Origin of the sequence: Chryseolinea sp. T2 (genome assembly GCF_037203685.1) — a bacterium.
Classification (GTDB): domain Bacteria; phylum Bacteroidota; class Bacteroidia; order Cytophagales; family Cyclobacteriaceae; genus Chryseolinea.
The window spans coordinates 287008-306912 of record NZ_JBBCAU010000009.1; the positions used below are offsets into that span (position 1 = coordinate 287008).

Annotated in this window: 13 protein-coding genes; 5 read left to right on the forward strand and 8 right to left on the reverse strand. The window is 48.4% G+C overall.

Annotated elements, in window-relative coordinates:
* Positions 1 to 29: 29 nt before the first annotated feature.
* The 3 genes from WBG78_RS26115 to WBG78_RS26125 all read right to left on the reverse strand — a co-directional run bounded on the left by WBG78_RS26115 (position 30) and on the right by WBG78_RS26125 (position 2679).
* The gene (locus tag WBG78_RS26115) at positions 30 to 458 is read right to left on the reverse strand and encodes an EthD family reductase (RefSeq protein WP_337329463.1); all 429 of its coding nucleotides are present in this window, start codon (positions 456 to 458) and stop codon (positions 30 to 32) included.
* A gap of 358 nt (positions 459 to 816) precedes the next feature.
* A complete protein-coding gene (locus tag WBG78_RS26120) occupies positions 817 to 1575 on the reverse strand; it encodes a LytR/AlgR family response regulator transcription factor (protein ID WP_337329464.1) in 759 nt (252 codons plus the stop codon).
* Positions 1576 to 1587: 12 nt separating this feature from the next.
* Positions 1588 to 2679: a sensor histidine kinase gene (locus WBG78_RS26125; protein ID WP_337329465.1), complete on the reverse strand. Its 1092-nt coding sequence runs from the start codon at positions 2677 to 2679 to the stop codon at positions 1588 to 1590.
* A gap of 597 nt (positions 2680 to 3276) precedes the next feature.
* Here WBG78_RS26125 and WBG78_RS26130 point away from each other — a divergent pair.
* The 3 genes from WBG78_RS26130 (at position 3277) to WBG78_RS26140 (ending at position 9006) form a co-directional block, all read left to right on the forward strand.
* The gene (locus WBG78_RS26130) at positions 3277 to 4638 is read left to right on the forward strand and encodes a TolC family protein (protein ID WP_337329466.1); all 1362 of its coding nucleotides are present in this window, start codon (positions 3277 to 3279) and stop codon (positions 4636 to 4638) included.
* Between the two features lie 32 nt (positions 4639 to 4670).
* On the forward strand, positions 4671 to 5732 hold the full coding sequence (locus tag WBG78_RS26135) for an efflux RND transporter periplasmic adaptor subunit (protein ID WP_337329467.1): 1062 nt from the start codon (positions 4671 to 4673) through the stop codon (positions 5730 to 5732).
* Between the two features lie 88 nt (positions 5733 to 5820).
* Positions 5821 to 9006 carry an efflux RND transporter permease subunit gene (locus WBG78_RS26140; RefSeq protein WP_337329468.1) on the forward strand — a complete coding sequence of 1062 codons (3186 nt, stop codon included), beginning with the start codon at positions 5821 to 5823 and terminating at the stop codon, positions 9004 to 9006.
* Positions 9007 to 9304: 298 nt separating this feature from the next.
* Here the strand turns inward: WBG78_RS26140 and WBG78_RS26145 are convergent, their stop codons facing one another.
* The 5 genes from WBG78_RS26145 to WBG78_RS26165 form a co-directional block, all read right to left on the reverse strand.
* Positions 9305 to 10561, reverse strand: a complete 1257-nt coding sequence (locus tag WBG78_RS26145) for an exo-beta-N-acetylmuramidase NamZ family protein (RefSeq protein ID WP_337329469.1) — start codon at positions 10559 to 10561, stop codon at positions 9305 to 9307.
* Between the two features lie 81 nt (positions 10562 to 10642).
* Complete coding sequence (locus WBG78_RS26150) at positions 10643 to 11170, reverse strand: GNAT family N-acetyltransferase (RefSeq protein ID WP_337329470.1); 528 nt, start codon at positions 11168 to 11170, stop codon at positions 10643 to 10645.
* Between the two features lie 165 nt (positions 11171 to 11335).
* Positions 11336 to 14632, reverse strand: a complete 3297-nt coding sequence (locus WBG78_RS26155) for a carbohydrate-binding protein (RefSeq protein ID WP_337329471.1) — start codon at positions 14630 to 14632, stop codon at positions 11336 to 11338.
* A 149-nt stretch (positions 14633 to 14781) separates the two neighbouring features.
* Positions 14782 to 15285: a GNAT family N-acetyltransferase gene (locus WBG78_RS26160; RefSeq protein WP_337329472.1), complete on the reverse strand. Its 504-nt coding sequence runs from the start codon at positions 15283 to 15285 to the stop codon at positions 14782 to 14784.
* A 19-nt stretch (positions 15286 to 15304) separates the two neighbouring features.
* Complete coding sequence (locus WBG78_RS26165; RefSeq protein WP_337329473.1) at positions 15305 to 15610, reverse strand: Dabb family protein; 306 nt, start codon at positions 15608 to 15610, stop codon at positions 15305 to 15307.
* Positions 15611 to 16288: 678 nt separating this feature from the next.
* Here WBG78_RS26165 and WBG78_RS26170 point away from each other — a divergent pair.
* Entirely contained in the window at positions 16289 to 16624 is a 336-nt protein-coding gene (locus WBG78_RS26170) for a PadR family transcriptional regulator (protein WP_337329474.1), read from the forward strand.
* Positions 16621 to 19317: a permease prefix domain 2-containing transporter gene (locus tag WBG78_RS26175; protein WP_337329475.1), complete on the forward strand. Its 2697-nt coding sequence runs from the start codon at positions 16621 to 16623 to the stop codon at positions 19315 to 19317. Before WBG78_RS26170 ends, WBG78_RS26175 begins: the two co-directional genes overlap by 4 nt.
* Positions 19318 to 19905: the final 588 nt, after the last annotated feature.

Here is a 19905-nt window from a genome sequence, read left to right on the forward strand (position 1 = left end):
CCGATGCTTTGTCAATGCTTTCAACGCAATTACTTCACTACTTCACTTACTAAGATTACCGGGGCAACGTTCGTATAATTCGCGAAGTCGGCCCTGATAGCATCTCTGTTGGGTGCAATTGCAGCCTGATATGCACTGAGGTCCTTCACGTAGAATGTGCCGATTGCCATATAGGGCAGGGGCTGATTAGGAATGCCACTGGCAACACCTTTCTCTATAGTGTACTTCACGAGATTTGATCCCAGGTAACCTGCCACCATAGGCATGTGTTTGGTCTCATAATATTCCATATTGAAGGTCTTGCCTTCTGAAAACGGATACATAACGGATATTTTGATGAGTCCTTTTTCAGCAACGGCTGCGTCACCCTTTTTGCCCTTACGGGATTGTTTTTCCTGCGCGGATACAGCAAAACATGCTGACAGAAGTAGTAACGATAATACAAGTCTGAATTTCATGTGGTTCTTTTTTTGAATTGATAACACGATAGTATTTGAGATAGCAAGATTTTAGTTTGAATGCTCAAATCCAAACGCAATAACAAGTCTTATGTGCGCAGGAAATGGGTTTATGTACTGGGAAAAAGGTCTTGTGCCAGGAGAAGGAAATTGATAATTGATAATTGACAATTGATAATTGTGGAGCCCCTGCCGGGGCTTTGTCTTAATGCATAGTGCCTGCTCATGATACTGTGCGCCTTAGCCGGGCATAAAACGTGAAGTACGAAAATCAAAAAAGGGGCGAAAGCCCCTCCCTAATTATCAATTGTCAATTATCAATTCTTCGATTGATTCGCACCACCAGTTGCAGTGGCATTTAACGGTCCAGCCACTGCTTAAACACCGGCGCCTTCTCCTTGCTGACCAGTATCTCGTGATCATCATGATTCTTCACCACAACCTTCAGCTTGCCGTTAAAGTGGTTGTGTATCGATTCCAGGCTGTTGATGTTTACAATGTATTGACGGTTCGCCCGGAAGAACTGGTCCGGGTCCAGCTGCTCCTCAAGCTCTTCCAGCGTCTGTCCCGCTAGCTGCATGCTGCCATTCTGCAGAACGATATGCGTGTTTTTCGCCTCTGAATAAATGAACGCAATGTCCGAGACGTTTACGGTCTTAAATCCATCCTTGTACGGAAACAAAAATCTTGTACGGTATTTAACATCCTTACGTTTGATGTAGGAGAGCAGCTCAGAGATATAAGGATCGGTAGAAGCGCTCACGTGCAGACTCTTCGCTTTCTCAACGGCGTTCACGAGTTCTTCCTTTTCTATAGGCTTAAGCAGGTAGTCAACGCTGTTGACCTTGAACGCCTGGATGGCATATTCGTCATATGCAGTGGTGAAGATCACACTGCTGCTGATCTTTACACGGCTGAAGATATCGAAGCTGAGTCCATCTGCGAGGCGGATGTCCATTAGGGCTATAGCGGGATGTGGATTGTTGGTGAACCACTCTACGGCCTCCGAAACGGTGTGGATCGTAGCAACTACCTGGTAGCTTGCGTCGATCTCTTCCACCATGCGCTTAAGTCTGATGGCATTGGGTTTTTCGTCTTCGATGATTACAAATGTCATAGGCGTATTTGTTCAGTCAGCCAGCGGCAGCGAAACAGAAAATGACTTGTCGTCCTGCGAGATCAGAGGCTCACTTCCGAATACGATCCTGTAACGCGCCTTAATGTTTTCGAGTCCAACCTTAGAGGATGTCAGTGGAGCATTGGGTAACCGTTGCAGTGTATTTGAAACCATAAGCTTCCCCTCGCTGATGAAGATAGAAATTTTCAGCGGATGGGCCTCGGTGGCGATATTGTGCTTGATGGCATTCTCAATGAGAAGCTGCAAGGTGATAGGAGGGATTTGCTTTTGAAGATATTCATCGGGGATATCAATCCTGATGTCAACGTTTTCCGAATGCCTGATCTTGATAAGATATATGTACGACTGAATGAACTTAAGCTCTTTCTGCAACGAAACCGTGTCGCTGTGAATATTCATGATCATATACCGGTACACGCGCGCGAGGTGTTCGATGAATGTTTGTGCCAGCTCTCTGTCGTCGGATATCAGCCCCGACAACGTACTGAGGTTATTGAACATGAAATGGGGATCCAGCTGCAGCTTGAGCGACTGCAGTTCGGCCTGCATGGCAATCTGCTTTAGTTGTGCCGCCTGCAGTCTAAGTGCATCGCGCTCCACGCGAAAGTTTCTGGCGCCAAGCATAAAGCTGATTACGATCGAGAGCATTATAGACGAGAACGTATAACGCCACACGTTCAGCTGTTGTTCTGTATTTAACTGTTGCTCTCGCAGAACATCAAAGATGTTGATCTGATAAAATACGAGGGCCATCACAAACGAAAATATCGACGACCAGATAAACGCAAGCATCAGCTGTGCAATGAACTGAACAATTACTCTCTGCAGTGGCTTGTCGGACCAGGCCAGTCGTTGATTCAGCACGCGGCTGATCCTTAAACTTCCTATGAGTATCACGGTACAAAAAGCAGCGGTTCCCAGCAGCTGAACGGCGACGTCGTATACGGTGCTTCGATGCCAGAGACTGACAAACGGATTCGCGAGGAACGCCAGGGTGTAGTACACGATCATTGCGATCGGTACGGCTACTACCATCGGGTGCCGGCCAAGGAAAAGCTGCACTTTGTTATGTTGTGTTGTCATTGTTTGTTGCCTTTTCTTCGCCCACATAAAGCAGAGTGAGTGTGGGTGTGAGAGTGGGCTGATTTGATCCATTATCTTCACTCTCACACTGTTCCTCACTCTGTTCTCGCTCTCACTCTCACACTGCCCCATAAAACAGAGTGAGTGTGGGTGTGAGAGTGGGCTAATTTGGTCCATTATCTTCACTCTCACACTGTTCCTCACTCTGTTCTCCCAGGGCGCCTATAAAATACACGACGCCTTTCATATTCTCCAATTCCTGCGTGATTTCAAACCTCCCCAAAGTTCGCTCAATCCGCACACCGTGCTGCTCACCAACTAACTGAACAATCGATAACGGCATCTGAACCGTCCTGGAGCTTGCCCGAAGCGCCTGATCTCCTCACAATGCAAATCAAATACGATTATTCGAATTCTTTGCGGTTGACCATGGTAACCGTCCAATCACCTCAAAACTTCAGCCCGCTCATTTTCCCCTTCAGCAGCGACTTTGTCAGCCTCAGTGCGGAAGGGGTCTTTTCCGCCCTCCGTAGCCCCGAACTTTGTCGTATAACCAGCGAGTTGAACGAAACCAATCGAACAAGTCTGGTAGCTAATATGAAATTGAGTACAAAAACATTTATGGCCGTCCTGCTGTCGCTTTGCAGCGCAGCAGTTACAATGGCCCAGACAAAGCCCGCCTCTCTTAGCGATCTGCTGAAGGTGGCGATCGCTGAAAACCCTTCCATACAAGTAAGCGAACTGGAAGAGGAAAATGTCGAACAGCAAATCGTTGAGACGCGCGCTAAGACTTTGCCTCAGATCAACGGTTCGGGAAACGCTACGAACAACTACAAACGGCAGGTGCTGGTATTGCCCGGCGGACTTGGCGGTGGTAGTAGTGATTCACCAACCAAGATCACAGCCGGAACTATGTATGGTTCTGCTGTCGCTGTAGACGCATCGCAGCCCGTGTTCGACATGGCTGCCTTCACCGGTTTAAAGGCTTCGAGGGCAGGGCGCGAGTATGCTGAATTGAATACGAAGCAGTCGAAAGAACAGGTCATCCATGATGTTTCTGCGCAATACTATGAAGTGCTGAGCAGTATGGAAGAAGTAAGACTTCAGAGACAATCAACAGCAATTCTGGAACAGTTGATCACGGCGTCGGAAGGACAGTATAAAAGCGGACTGCTGAAGAAGGTCGATCTCGACCGTATGCACGTCAACCTGATCAACACACGCTCAAGACTTACGCAGGCAGAGAATGATGTCGCCCTGAAGATGAACAAGCTTAAAGTGATCATGGGAATTCCGCTGGCGACAGCGCTTCAGCTGGATACGGTCAATATCGATGACGTCAAAATCCCAACGCTTGAAGACGCAGGCGTAAGTCAGATGGGATCGCGCACAGAGTTGCAGTCGCTTGACGCACAAATACGACTGAGCACGCTGCAACGCAATGCTATACGCGCAGAGAACTATCCAAAGCTGAATCTTTATTTCAATTATAGCTACAACGTGATGGGTAATACCATGGGTGAGGTATTAACGGGTCAGAACCAGGCGATAACCTATGGCATGGGCAGCTGGGGTCTCCGCCTGCAGGTGCCGATCTTCAGCGGTCTTTCAAGGCATTCACGTGCTGCACAAAGCGAGATCAAGATCAGACAACTTCACAAGCAGCGTGCAGCAAAGGAACTTGAGCTGGATGCATCGCTGGAAAGCGCCAACATTCAAATGCGCAACACGCTTACAACGATTCGCGCACAACAGGAGAACGTAAGCTTATCGGAGCAGGTATACAATGCGAACCTTGCCAACTACAACCTTGGACTCAGCTCGCTAACAGACCTGCTGGATTCGCAGACAGCATTTTTAGAGGCTCGAAATATTTACGTCAAGAGCATGCTGAACTACAAGCTGGCGGAACTCGAAACGATGCGCGCAAGCGGAACGCTGATGCAGATGATTCAGTAACTAAGCAGATCAAACACTCAAACGAAGATAACATGAAAAAGATAGTAATATATGCCAGCGCCATTGCAGCAGCACTTGGACTGATCGCGTGGAAGCTAAACGCCAATCAGCGAGATAATGCTGAGCGTACGGCGATAGTTAAAGAGAGCATGTCGGGCGCTGTGCCCGTCACCATCGATACGGTAGAACACCAGTCGCTGAACGCCGGGTTCAAAGAGAATGGAAAGTTCGAGGCGATCAATCAGATCGAGCTTACTTCTGAAACATCGGGACGTGTAAAAGAACTTTATGTAAAAGAGGGTAGTGCCGTAACAGCAGGGCAGGCGTTGGCAAGAATCGACAACGAGATTCTGAGCGCCGATCGTGTGGCCGCGCAGGCAAGACTGGACCAGGCAAAGCAAAACCTTCAACGGTATGAACAGGCCCTGCAAAGCGGCGGTGTGACACAGAAGCAGGTTGATGACGCAAGACTGCAGCTTGATACCGAGCAGGCTCATTTTGTACAGGCGAGCAAGAACCTTAGCAATGCACTTGTCAAAGCTCCAGTCAGTGGGATTATCAACGCGCGCTTTGTAGAGATTGGTTCTTACCTCGCGCCAGGCAACAAAATCTTCGAGATAGTAGACGATAAGAGATTGAAGCTTACACTCAGTGTTACTGAGTACCAGGTGGTGCAAATCAAAACAGGCGACAAAGTCTCTGTCAGTGCATCGGTATACCCTGAAGTAACGTACGAGGGTGTAGTGACATTCGTCTCAGCTAAGGGCGATGCATCACTTAATTACCCGATAGAGATTGAGATCAGAAATATTGCAGGTAAGGAACTGAAGGCCGGTATGTATGGCTCTGCGCAATTTGCGGGTGCAAATCAGACTTCAGCATTACTCATTCCGCGCAGTGCCTTCCAGGGCGGCGTGAGCAGCAACAAAATATTTGTGAACGACGGCGGTAAAGCCAGAACACGCAACGTGGTGGCCGGACGCGTACACGGAAGTGTCGTTGAGATCAGAAATGGACTTAAGCCTGGCGATCAGGTGATCACCTCAGGTCAGATCAACCTCATTGATGGGACCCAAATTACCGTCATTCAATAGAGCATTATGATCCCGTAGGGACATTTAGATCCCGGAGGGATCTTTTATCTGTAGACGCGTGCAATTTAACATTCGAAAAAATCAAACAATGAAAATAACAGCGATATCGATTAGTCGGCCCACGATGGTGGTGGTAGTCTTTACTATCCTGGGCATCCTGGGCTTCATCAGCTACAGGTCGCTGAACTATGAGCTGCTGCCGAAGTTCAGCACGTCGGTGGTCACGATTACAACGGTGTACCCGGGCGCCGGACCGGAAGAGGTACAGAGCACGGTGACGAAGAAAATTGAGGACGCCGTAGCGTCGATGGAGAACATTAAGAAGCTCACATCGCGTTCGATGGAAGGTGTGTCGGTCGTAACGGTTGAACTTAACACCGGTGCTGACCCGAATGCGGGACTCGAAGATGCGCAGCGTAAAGTGAATGCACGCCTGTCAGATCTCCCCGGAGATGCAAAAACGCCAACGCTCAACAAGCTGTCGGTTGATGACCTGCCGGTAATGACGCTCTCTGCAACGTCAGGGCTGGAAGCACGGGAGTTTTATGATCTCATGGACCAGCGTCTGGCCCCTCGGTTGTCCCGCCTCCCTGGCGTAGCTCAGGTTCAACTGGTGGGCGGCATTGAGCGCGAATTCCAAATAAATGTCGATGCGGGCAAGTTAAATGCTCAGAAGATTTCTCTGCTTCAATTGCGACAGGCTGTCACAAACGCGAACGTCGATTATCCTACCGGACGAATTCAGACCAGCGATGATCAGCTTTCGATTCGCCTCTCGGGAAAATATTCAAACATCGACATGCTGCGCGACCTTGTCGTTAAGACCGCCGAAGACGGTTCTCAGGTGCGCCTGCGCGACGTTGCCGACGTTCAGGACGCGCAAAAAGATATTGCCAAACTGGCTCGCCAGAATCAGACTCCCACAATCATCGTTCAGATTATGAAGCAGTCCGACGCGAACGCGGTTTCCGTAAGTGAAGAAGTACATAAGCAGATCACAAAGATTGAGTCAGAGTTTGCTGCCAACAATGTTAAACTTTCCGTTGCCACAGATACATCCGAGTTTACCCTCGAGTCTGCCAACGACGTGCTCAAAGATCTCTTCATAGCCATCGTTCTGGTGGCAGTGGTGATGCTGCTCTTCCTGCATAGTTTCAGAAACGCCCTCATCGTAATGGTATCGATACCGTTGTCGCTGATGGTAACTTTCGCAGGTATGTGGTTGTTCGGCTACTCACTGAACCTGATGTCGCTGCTCGCGCTCTCACTGGTGGTGGGCATCCTTGTCGATGATGCCATTGTCGTACTCGAAAACATTTATCGCCACATGGAGATGGGTAAGAACCGTGTCCGGGCTGCCTACGATGCAGTGAGTGAGATCGGAACCACGGTTATTTCTATCACTTTGGTGATCGTAGTGGTATTCCTTCCCATTTCATTAACGAACAGCCTGGTGTCGATGATCCTGCGCCAGTTCTGTGTAACGGTGATGATCTCCACAATGCTGAGCTTGCTGGTTTCCTTTACTGTCGTGCCGTGGCTTTCATCGCGCTTCGGCAAACTGGAGCACATTACGGGCAAGAACGTATTTGAGAAGTTCATCCTCTGGTTCGAACGTCAGCTGGATGCGTTCACAAACTGGATCACGTCATTACTCCGCTGGTCATTGAGCCACAAGCGTTGGGTCCTGATGCTTACGATCGTGCTGCTGATCGCTTCGTTCATGCTCGTAGGCAAAGGATTTATCGGTGGCGAGTTCATGCCCAAAGGCGATCGCGGACAGTTCATGGTGGGCATCGAGCTTCCCAAGGATGCGTCTATCGAAACAACCAACCAGATGACTATGCGCGCTGAGAACTTCCTGCATCAGCAGCCCTTAATCAAGGCGATGACAACAACGGTTGGTCAGAGCAGTGCAGCAGGTGGCATGGGTTCTTCCAGTTCAACAGCCTACAAGTCAGAGATCACGGTAACGATGATCCCCGAAGAAGAACGTACCGAATCATCTGATATCTACGCTGCAAAAATAAAACAGCAGCTGGCCGCAATGCTCGTGGGTGCAAAGGTTACAACCACACCGATCAGTATCATGGGCACAGCAGACCGTGCCGCGATCGACCTGGTCGTGATGGGAGCGGAGCAGGACAGCGCCATGAGCTTTGCCAAGAAAGCGCTCGCGGAACTTAGAAACATCGATGGCGTCTCTGATCCAAAACTGACAGCCGAAGACGGCAACCCCGAACTTCGCGTAGAACTCGACCGCGATAAGATGGCGGCACTGGGCGTCAGCATGGACATGGTTGGTGCTACGATGCAGACAGCATTCGCCGGAACTGACTCAGATAATAAACTGAAGTTCCGCCAGGGCGAGTATGAGTATGACATCAATATTCGCTTCGATAATTTCGACCGCAAGAGCCGCCAGGATGTTGAGAACATCGTGTTTGTCAACAACAGGCAGCACAGCATCAAACTATCAGAGTTTGCCAAAGTAACTGACGACGCCGGCCCAACGGTACTCGAGCGTCGCGATAAGATGGCGTCTGTAAACGTGCAGGCGCAGGTGATCGGTCGCCCGTCAGGCATGGTCGTTACTGAATATACTCAAAAGCTTGAGAAGCTTCAGAAACCCGTGGGCGTGAGCTACGTGTTTGGTGGCGATGCAGAAAGCCAGGGCGATGCGTTCGGTACATTAGGCGTGGCGTTGCTTCTGTCGATCGTGATCATGTATCTAATCATGGTGGCGCTCTACGATGATTATGTACGACCTTTCGTCGTCATGTTCTCCATCCCGTTGTCATTGATCGGCGCCTTGCTTGCGCTGGCCCTGACAAATAATACGCTGAACGTATTCAGTATCCTGGGTGTCATCATGCTGATTGGTCTGGTGGCCAAGAACGCGATCATGCTCGTCGACTTTGCCAACCACATGAAAGAAGAAGGCCATAGCACCGACGAAGCCCTCGTTCACGCAAACAACGCACGACTCCGTCCCATCCTCATGACAACGATCGCCATGGTGATCGGTATGATTCCTATCGCATTGGCCAGCGGTGGAGTAGGGGCGATCAAGCACGGACTGGCATGGGCAATCATTGGTGGATTGATTTCCTCAATGTTCCTTACGCTGATTGTCGTGCCTGTCATCTATAAGATCATGGATGGTTGGTCTGCCCGCTTCGGTTGGGGCGACCTGAATAAGAAGAAAGCAATACGCACGCAGATGGTCACTGACGACATCAGCCTGCCTTCAGAAGCTATCGCGCATACCTAGTCGTTTGGGGAACCGTGGTTTTGAATGTCCGGACAACGCGAGTGAAAGTGAGAGAGCGTCCGGACATTCTTATTGCATTCGATCCCGGATTCAGATCCCCGGAGGGGATCTTCTATCTGTAGCAGATTGCATTCGATCCCCGGAGGGGATCTTCTGTCTGTAGCACAGAGCGAAATAATACGCTTCGCGTGCGACGCGCAATCGTTCAAAAACATTTCCGCTTTCATCGCACGCAACGCACAACACAAATTGAATAACATCTCTTGACGCTCAAAAAAATTGACGCATCCAATCAACCCTACGGATACAACAAATACTTCACACGCATCTTCTTGTAATCACTCAGCCCCGGCTCCCAGCTCGCACGGATGTCCGCCTCCGACTTTCCATCTATGATCTGTTGTCGAAACGATCCAACACCAATGAGCCTTTCAATTACACCCATCTCCCTGCTGAGGCTCGAATCAAAAAACTTCTCTTTGTGAGGATGGGCCTTATAAAGCTCCATAATCCACTCAAGGTTTATCTTTCTGCTCTCGCGCAGTTTGCTCACATCGTAATTCCTGAGGTCAAGCCCGTAACACGCCTGATTCATAAACAACGGTGTCTCGGCCATTCCCTTGATGCTGGTCGGTGTAAAAGAGAATGGATAGATCCCTTTCAGCTCGGGACTTCCCAGAACGGTAAAAGGAAAATAAGTGCCTCTTCCCAGGTTGAGGTACGTTCCCTCGAACATGCAGGTGGACGGATATAAGAGTACGGCCTGTTGCGTGTTCAGGTTGGGCGACGGACTTACGGGCAGCGTGTAGGGAGTATCGTGTGTGTAGTTGGATACTTTAACAATCTTCAGATCGCACTTAACTTTGTTCGTCAGCCATCCTTCACCGTTGGCCATCTGGGCAAACTCTGCAACGGTAAGGCCATGCGACATCGGAAGAGGAAACATTCCGATGCCTGACTTATACTGCATGTCGAGTATCGGGCCATCAATGAGATAACCATTTGGATTAGGACGATCCAGGATCAGCAGTGGTATCCCGCTTTCCTGGCACGACTCCATCAGCCGGACCAATGCATTGATGTTGGTATAAAATCTGACACCAACGTCCTGCAGGTCGTAGATCATGATGTCTACATCGGCAAGGTCCTCCTTCGTGGGTTTGTTCTTCTTTCCATAAAGTGATATGATGGGAATCTTTGTGCGGGCATCCACTTCATCGGCCACCTGAGAACCAGCGCTTGCATTGCCTCTGAAACCATGCTCCGGTCCGAAGACCTTGACAATGTTAATGCCGAGGTTCTTCAAGCTATCAACCAAATGAGACTTGCCAATGATCGACGTTGGATTTGCAAGCATAGCTACCCGCTTGCCTTTCAGCATGGGTAGGTATTGATCAAGTTGTTCTGCACCGGTCCTGAGTTCCTGGTTAGAGGCTGCTTTTCGCTGGCCCTTTGCCGCCGGTGAGAAAACGAAATTTGAAAGGGTGAACAGAGAAATTATGCAGGCAATCTGGATGGTTGTTGGTTTCATTTTTTCTGGTGAAAGTCCGTTCATAAGAACGCTAATTTAATAAACTTCTTTCACCGACGACGTCTTTGTACCCGGTCTTATCACACTCTTAGTGTCGAACTGAAATCAACTACGGACTGGCCGGAATTTCTCTGATGTTATTTCATAGTAGGCCTGAAGGCATCCATAGTGAACTCTGTCATCTACGTGAGTCATTCCCATTTTTTCCATCACTCGCCTTGATGCGAGATTGTCAACATGGGCCGATGAAACGATCTTTTGAAGCTTGAGTTTCGTGAAGCCATACTCCAGTAGTCCAAACGAAGCCTCAGTAGCGTAACAGTTGTTCCAATATTCCTTCAGCATGCGATAGCCAATCTCGATTTCAGGTGTATTGTCATAATAGACAAGCCCGCTTGCGCCAACAAACAGGCCGGTATCTTTCGACACCGTGGCCCATATTCCGAGGCCCGGCTTTCTCGTATAGTGCGAAATAAGCACGTCAAGTTTTTTCTCCATTTGTTCGTGATTTCTCACAGAGCCGTCTCCCACATATCTCATCACGACAGAATCACTGTTCATCCGAAGCAGTTCATTGAAATCGCTGCCTTTAATGTGGCGAAGAATTAACCGCGGCGTTTCCAGAACAATCATAGCGATTGAATTTTTAGTTTCCCGGTTAATGATCTAATCTACAGGTAAATCAATTGTAAAAAATACTTAATTGTGACTAACGGTAAGACTAGTGTTCGCCTTAAGACTTGCGCCTAATATCAGGATCTCATAAATCCGGATCGCTTCGTGAGTAAACCAAAAATTCTAACGAATGAGCACCATTCTTTTGCTGTCGACAACCTTGCCGTCTGCAGTTAGAGAATAAAAGTAAAAGCCAGAATTCATGGTTTCCGAGGACACCGTAACTGATGTTTTTCCCCGCGTCACGACTTCAATGTCATGCAGTGTTCTTCCCGTAACATCGCGTACCGCTATCCGCGCAACTTTGACGTTATGATCCAGCGATATACCGATCTCAGTTTCAGTTGAAAATGGATTAGGATAGTTTTGGAGCAGTTTGTTCTCGAACTCAATTTCAACGTTCACTACAGTTGGTGGCGCGATCGGCATGTTTTCGCGAGCTGATGCCGACTGGCTGGATTGCGTACTGAATTCAAACCAGTCGAAATTGCCATTACCCTCACCAGTTGGCCAGGTTACGTAGAGGGTATGCAGACCATTGGCTCCGGTTAATGGAGCTGAGGCAGTTGCAAACATCCCCCAGCCACCTGTATAAGTAGTCGTAAGTGTTCCGAGCAATGTTCCAGTAGTTGGATTTTCCAGTCTTACCGTAGCTGTTCCATTAACACTGTTTCCCTTGGCATACCTGGTCGTGATCGTTGTGTAGCCGCTGCTGAGATTTACATTGTCGAATCTTATCCAGTCAGATGCATCGGTACTTTCAACAGTGTTAGCTTGCCTGACGATGCCGGTGGCGGCGTTGTAACTCTCTGCTTCTAGCCGCAGCACTGGAGGTGAATTTAAAGTGAAGGCCACTGTATTTGAGTAGGATGAAATATTGCCAGCCGCATCGAACGCGCGTACGCTAAACCCGTATGTTGTGTTTGCCGAAAGGTTGCTGAGGGTAATAGACGTGGTTGCAGATGTTCCCAAAAGTTGAGTCAGGTTATTGTATACCTCGTAGCGTGTAACCGCCACGTTGTCGGTCGCGGCTGTCCATGACATCGTCACGCTGTTGGCCGTCTGCGAGTCAATCTTGAGATTTGAGGGCGCTGTAGGAGGCATTGTATCAGAAGTGCCATTGCTGAATTCAAACCAATCGTAGTTTCCATTTCCCTCCCCGCTTGGCCACGATACGTACACAGTCTGTAATCCGGAAGCGCCATTCAAAGTCGCCTGTGTCGTGGCAAATGTACCCCAGCCACCGGTGTAAGACGTGGTCAGCGTACCTATCAAAGCTCCCGATGTAGGATTGCCCAGCCTTACCGTTGCAGAACCGTTTACGTTGTTGCCTTTCGCATATCGGGTCGTGATTTTATTGTATCCGCTGCCAAGGTTAACATTGTCAAATCTGATCCAGTCAAGGGCATCAGTACTTTCTACTGTTGTCGCCGTCCGGACAATACCATTGCCGCCATTATAACTTTCAGCCTCGAGTCTTAAGAGCGATGCCGGATTAGTGTTGACGGTAATAGGATCGCTGAAGACTGAATTGTTTAAAATATCCGTGGCTTTGATTGCAAAAGTATACGTTGTATTCGGAGAAAGTCCTGTGATGGTGGCCTGATTAGAGATGTCGCTACCCAATGTAACGCCGTCTGTCATCAAGGTTCCGTTTTTATAAAATTCGTAAGTATTATTGGGAAAAGCCCCTGTCGAGGGTGTCCACTTCAGAGTCGCCGAGTTAGATGTCTTGGAAACGAGCGTAATTACCGGTTTAGTCGGTGTCGGTGATCCTACCGCGTGCTGAATGGCAAGTATCTTTTCATAGTCAAGTACCGAATTGTAGATCTGTACTTCGTCGATAAGTCCGCGGAACATACGATTATAGGTGCTGGCACCTCGCGTAGCATCATTGAACGCCCCAATTGCCAGTTTGCCAATAGCACTTCCCGTAACGCCCGGACCCGGGTACGTTTTAATAACATCAAGCGTTGCATCAGCTGTCGTGGTGCCAAAATAGAATTGAACCTGACCGTTAGATTGATAGGTGACTGCGAAGAATCGCCAGTTGCTGGTCGGACCCGACGCACTGGTCGGAATTTTTCCACTAGAGCTAAATGCAGGCGAGTTGTCTGGCCAACCGTCAACCCCAAGCCTAAGACTTCCATTACTTTGATAAACAAGATCTACTCCTTCACCACCGTTATTGATCCAGCTGACAATGCGGTTGCCTCCACTTCCCACTACATTCGACTTGCAGTTCAGCCATCCGGTAAGCGTAAATCCATTCAGGTTCCTGAGGCCATCCAGGGGCGCAGTTCCTTCAACGTAATAGTTGCCGGTTGTCGTTCCGAAATCAATCGAGTTAGAGCCTCCGGCATTTGCAGGCACATTCGTGCTGGATTGAGGTGTGCCAGCAGACCGTGAAAATGTTGCGTTGATTGTTCCAGTATTGCTGATAGCTGTTCCTGAGGTTTCATTGAAATTCAAAGCAACCAAAGCAGCGGGCTGAATTGTAAGTCGTGTCGCACCACATTCAATAAGCTGATACATGTGAAAGCCGCTGCCTTCGATGTTAACTCTGCTCGCTGTTAAAAGATAGTCGAACTTGTCAATTATCTGATAAACACCGCAGGGCTTCGTTAACAGAGGATTGTGGTCCAGGTAAACAATTACACTGCCGGAAATTCTCGGATCTACGGTGGGCACAGTATTGGCAAGCGCGTCAAAATCCTCCAGCACTGCATTGTGGGAGAAATTGACACCCATTCCCGAAATTGTTCTTAGACCTGACAATCCATGCAGGTTCCTGAGTTTAGCGTTATAGCTCACGTCAATGTAATCGACGTCTTTCACCGAAAGTAAGCCGTCGAAGTTGGTCAACTCAGGATTGTTTGTTATCGTAATATTTCCAAATGAATATCTGTTTGTATACTTTATGGTAGTAAGGTGTTGAAACCCTGTAATATTTGCGAGCTTGGCATTGTCACTGACGATTAGCATCCCCAACTTTTGAACGGCGTTAAAACCACTGATGCTGGTCAAATTCACGTTTCCAGAAATTTCCAGATGGAATACATCATGCAAAGCGCCAAAGCCAGTTATCGTTGACAGCGCTCCGTTATTATTAATTCTCAAATGATACAGGCTGTCGATATTACTCAACGGGCTAAGGGAAGTGAGCAATGGATTGTTGTCAATGAAGAGTGAACTAACTGAAACAAGACTACTCAGCCGGTCGATGTTTGTTATGTCAGACCCGGATATTACCAGATTTCGTCCCTGGAGCACGGCCGGATCAAACGCATCGACCTGTGCCTGCGTGGCGAGCACATAATCGTTTGATCCATATTGAGCGAAACAATACGAAGAAGGCAGCATGGTTTGCAAAATGCCCAGCACAAAAAGCATGATGACCTGGTGAAGTAATTTTTTCATATCGATAACGAGTTAAAGTCCAACGTTCTGAATATGATCAAGCTAGCGAAAACACTTCAGCATTTCTAGAGTTATCACATAAATAGACTTTTTGTTATAGCTGTTTTTAATCTGACCCAACCCTGGTGACAGGCATGGACCTAAATTGCTCACATGATGATCTCGTAAATGCGGATCGCTTCATTTGTATCCTTCGTAACATCCGCGCGAAGGTATTTTAATCCCAGCTTTTCCAGTGTTTTTATAGAAGCGACATTATCCGGAACAGTTATACCCAACACTCTTTTAAGTTTTAAGGTATGTCGCGCATAGTCCATTACAGCATTGGCTGCTTCGTAGCCCAATCCTTTCAGCCAGGCCTCCGGAACAAAGGCAAAGCCAACATCAGGATCTTCCACAGGATCGCGCTTCACGAGTCCGCACATTCCGATTGGTGTCCCTTGCTTGTCTTCGACCATGTACAACCCATAGCCGTTCTTTTCATAGCTGGCAATAAATCTGTTGGCGATATAGACGCGCGCATCGTCATTTGTCCGGACCTTTCGATCTCCAATGAATTTCAGGAAAGACGGTTCGTTGAGCAGGCGTAGAACGAATGCTGAATCCGTGAGAAGAAAGTGACGCAGATTTAGCCTCTGTGTTTGAAGTAGCATAGTGGGCAATCGGTAGTTGTTATCTCATGATCTCAAAATCCAACTCAAGAAACTCCTTCACATTTTGCACCCAAAATGTTTTGACGAACGCCTCATGAGCCGGATCTCTGTTGTAAGCATCGTAGGCCTCCTGAGAATCGAACTCCATTGACAACCCATAATCAAAATTATTCTTTCGACTTACCTGGAGAAGACATTCGAAATGGTGCACGCCTTGTATTGCTGACAACTTTCTCGCAGCATCCAGAAATGCTTTCTCTTCTGAAGAACCTTTTTTATGCTTTAAGCTAAAGACAACCGAGTGACGTATTTTGAATGTATTCATATAACTAAATGATAAATTTTACTTTGAGACTACAAAAGTCATCACCCTATTTTAAAATGTGGGAAAGCAAAGCCGCAGTCTCCCGTGCCTGCGGCGCTCCGCGCTGACTCGGAATTAACCCCGCTATGACCACTAAACCATCAAATGAAATCATATTAAACGTAAAGCCCTTTCAAATCAACGCACCTCCCGAAAACTCTAAAACTCCCTTGCCTCCCGACCCTGCATTTTATTCGTGGCGGCCCTACACATAGACAACAGTAGGCAATCACCCTGTATTAAAGTGTGGGAAAGCAAAGCCGCAGTCTCCCGTGCCTGCGGCGCTCCGCGCTGTCTCGGAATTAACCCAGCTACAACCACTGCGCCATCAAAATGAAACCATAGCAAACGTGAAGCCCTTTCAAATCAACGCACCTCCCGAAAACTCTAAAACTCCCTTGCCTCCCGACCCTGCATTTTATTCGCGGCGGCCCTACCCATTGACTACGAGCGGGCATCAACCTATTTTGAAAGCAAAGCCGCAGTTAGATCCCATTCCATTACCGGACATCCATGTTTGCCTGCGAACAAATCAATCTAACACAATTCCGATCAATCCGTCAAATCTGCTCAAAAAGCCCATTTTTACACTGGCAGGACGTTTGATCAGCAAAAGTGGATTTAATCCATCCACGCATCATGAAAGGATCCTACTTAGGTGAATTCGAAGAGATCGTTCTGCTGATCGTCGCGATGCTTGAAGACGACGCCTATGGCGTACGAATCACGCACGAGATCATCGAACAAACACAACGAAGTGTAAGACTCAACCAGGTCCATGCTTCCCTGCATCGCCTCGAAGAAAAAGGAATGATTGTTTCAAAGTTTGGCGAGCCCACTCAGGAACGTGGTGGCCGGCGGAAGCGCATCTTCACGATCACGGCCTTCGGTCGCACAACGCTAAATGAAATGAAGGAAGTGCGTTCGCGTCTCTGGAGCCTGTTACCATCAACCATGAAGATCGAGGGAATATGAAGCGGGAACATTCAAGGATATCACCCCCGGGCTGGGCGACACGCTTGCTTCAATGGTACTGCGCTTCTCATCTGCTGGAAGAAGTTCAGGGCGACCTCGAGGAAGAATTCGAATATCAGGTCAATCGCCACGGTATCGCTAAGGCGCGCATCGACTACATCAGAAACGTGCTTGGCTTCATCAAACCCTTTGCCATTAAAAGAAAGAAATCCCCATACGCAAATTCATCATCAGGCATGAACATGTTCAATCACTACGTCACAGTTGCTTTTCGCAATGTCGTTCGGCAAAAGTCTTTTTCAGCAATCAATGTTGCCGGCCTCGCACTTGGCATGACCTGCTGTCTGTTTATCTTCTTATGGGTGAGGGATGAAAAGGCGATGGATAACTTTCATGCTAATGGAGACAGACTGTTTCTTTTATACCAAACCGTTTCCGGCAACGGACAAACCACCGGAAGCTACAGCACGCCTTTCAACGTGATCTTTAACCTACGTAAGGACAGCGCGGCAACGGACGCCCTAGACGAACTCGCTCTCGCCATCCCCGAACTTGAGATGACAAGCGCCTATATGACAGGCTATGAACTTCCCTGGGGACATCCAGAAACATTCCAGGTTGGAGAGAAGATGCAAAAGTTTAAAGGCTCCCGTGCCGGCAAAGATTTCTTTAACATGTTCTCGTATCCAATCCTGGCCGGCAACCCCGACAAGGCATTGCACGATGTGAGCAGCATGGCCATCTCTCGATCGATGGCGGAGTACTTCTTTGACTCTCCCGAGCAAGCCATTGGCAAATCGATGCGTTATGAAAATCGCCTGGACTTTGTTGTTAATGCTGTATATGAGAACGTCGCGCCGCAGAGCTCCTGGCAATTCGATTTCCTTCTAAACTGGGATGCCCAGCTGCGCACGCTTGACTTCCCTTCACATCAGATCTATACGTCGTTTCTCCTCGATGGGAATGCAGATCCAAAACAGGTGGAAGTTAAGCTGAATCAGTTCCTTCAACGACGCGTCGATCCAAAGGCGCCGGAGAAAGTTTCGCTCGGACTGCGTCCATTCGGCGATCAGTATCTCTACGGAAACTTCGTCAATGGCAAGCCCCGGGAGGGAAGAATGCTCTATGTGAAGATCTTCACCGGAGTTGCCATATTCATCCTGATCATTGCCTGCATCAATTTCATGAACCTGGCGACGGCGCGTTCGTTGAAGCGGGCCAGGGAAGTGGGCGTTCGCAAGGTCGTTGGCTCGTCGCGCTCGAGCCTCATCAGGCAGTTCTTCGGCGAGTCGATCCTGCTCTCTTTTGTGGCGCTTAGCGTATCCGTTATTCTCCTGCAGCTATTGCTGCCGTTGTTTAACGACCTCACCGGGAAACACATCACTTCGCCGATCTTCAATCCTGTATACTGGTATGCCGCGCTGAGTCTCGCTTTCATCACAGGACTCATTGCCGGAAGTTATCCTGCACTCTACCTTTCGTCTCTGAAACCGGTGAGAATACTGCGCGGCGCGCTCACTTTCACCCATTCGGCGGTATGGTTCAGAAAGGGACTTGTGTGTTTTCAATTCGCGTTGTCTATCCTCTTACTTATCGCTACCATCGTGATCACTTCACAAACGAACTTTGTGCAGAACACAAATCTGGGCTACAACCGCGACAATGTCGTCTATATTCAGATTGAAGGCGAACTGAATCCGAAGTACGCACTATTCAAGGAGCGCGCGTTGAAAATGCCGGGCATCGCGATGGTCGACAGAAGTACTGAGGCGCCCCACGGCATGGGCTTCGTAGTCGACGAAAAGGATGGATTCAATGAGACCAACACAGGTGATGACGCCATCAACTGGGAAGGGAAGAAGAATGTTTCTGTTGGCTTCAAGCCTGCTTCTGTCGGATATGACTTCGTCAACATCATGAACCTTGAGATCGTGGAAGGAAGAGGCTTTTCAAAATCATTTGCAACGGACTCGGCAGACGCCTTTATGGTCAATGAGGAAGCCCTGCGACAAATGGGCATGACCGACCCGATTGGCAAGTGGATCTCGGCGTGGAACAAGAAGGGACACATCATTGGAGTGCTGAAAGACTATCACGTGAGCTCGCTTCGTGAGCCAATCAAACCGCTGCTCATCGATGTGAAGGAATACGAATACTTCGGTGTAATAATGTTACGCCTGGAACAGGGCAAAACAGCAGAAGGCCTGAGCAGCATTGAAAGGGTATGCAAGGAGATTAATCCTAACTATCCCGTGGCGTTTCAGTTTATGGATGAGGAGTACAACAAACTATATCACAGCGAACAGGTCGTCACCAAACTCACGAATACTTTTGCCGTGCTGGGATTTGTGATCTCCTGCCTCGGATTGCTGGGCCTGGCAATGTTTACAGCCGAGCAGCGCACAAAAGAAATCGGCATCAGGAAGGTGCTGGGCGCAACGATTGTGAGCATTGTTAACCTGTTATCTAAAGACTTCATCATCCTTGTGGCAATAGCATTTGGTGTAGCGGCGCCGGTTGGAGGTTATTTCATGAGCCAGTGGCTACAGGGCTTCGCCTACCGCATAGACATGGGGTGGTGGATCTTTGCCATCGCAGGTATTACGGCCCTTTCGATCGCGTTGATTACAATATCGATCCAGGCCATTCAATCCGCCATAACGAGCCCCGTGAAATCATTGAGGAGCGAATGAGTGAATTAGCACTATGTCGGGTTCGAGCGTAAATTAAAGAGGCAGAGGTGGCAAGAGGCGCATTTTCCACCGCAGAGGCGCAAGGGAGGAGAGTAGGTTGAGGGATTTATCAAACTACGGCCTTGCACAGAACAACCGTACGATTGGGGACAGCATTAGTTAGCAAGGAATTCGGAAATTCCTCTAAACTTGTTGCTAAGGTTTGTGGGGGTAAGCAAAGTATCAGTTGTGATGAAGTTTTGATAACCAACACAATGTTTCTAACGCGAAGATTGTCGGATTGGATAGTAATATTTTCATATGAGGAGTATTCATGCTGCTCACATTTCTGGCAGAATCTTCTTTCGTGATTGTTGTAAGTGACAAGTTGGAAATTCATACTCGCATCGGGAGAGTTTTACGATGCAATTAGCACTCTATTGGTATATTCAAAAGTCTTCAAATGCAGCAGACGTCAATAGCAGGCTTGCCAGCGGAATTCGATATCTGCCTTGGTAATGTATCATCAAAGTTGAATTAACAGTTGTGGTGAAGTTGAGCTGTGGGCCATAGGCCATCTTAGGCGATGTTTAAGCAAGTTTTTGAAAT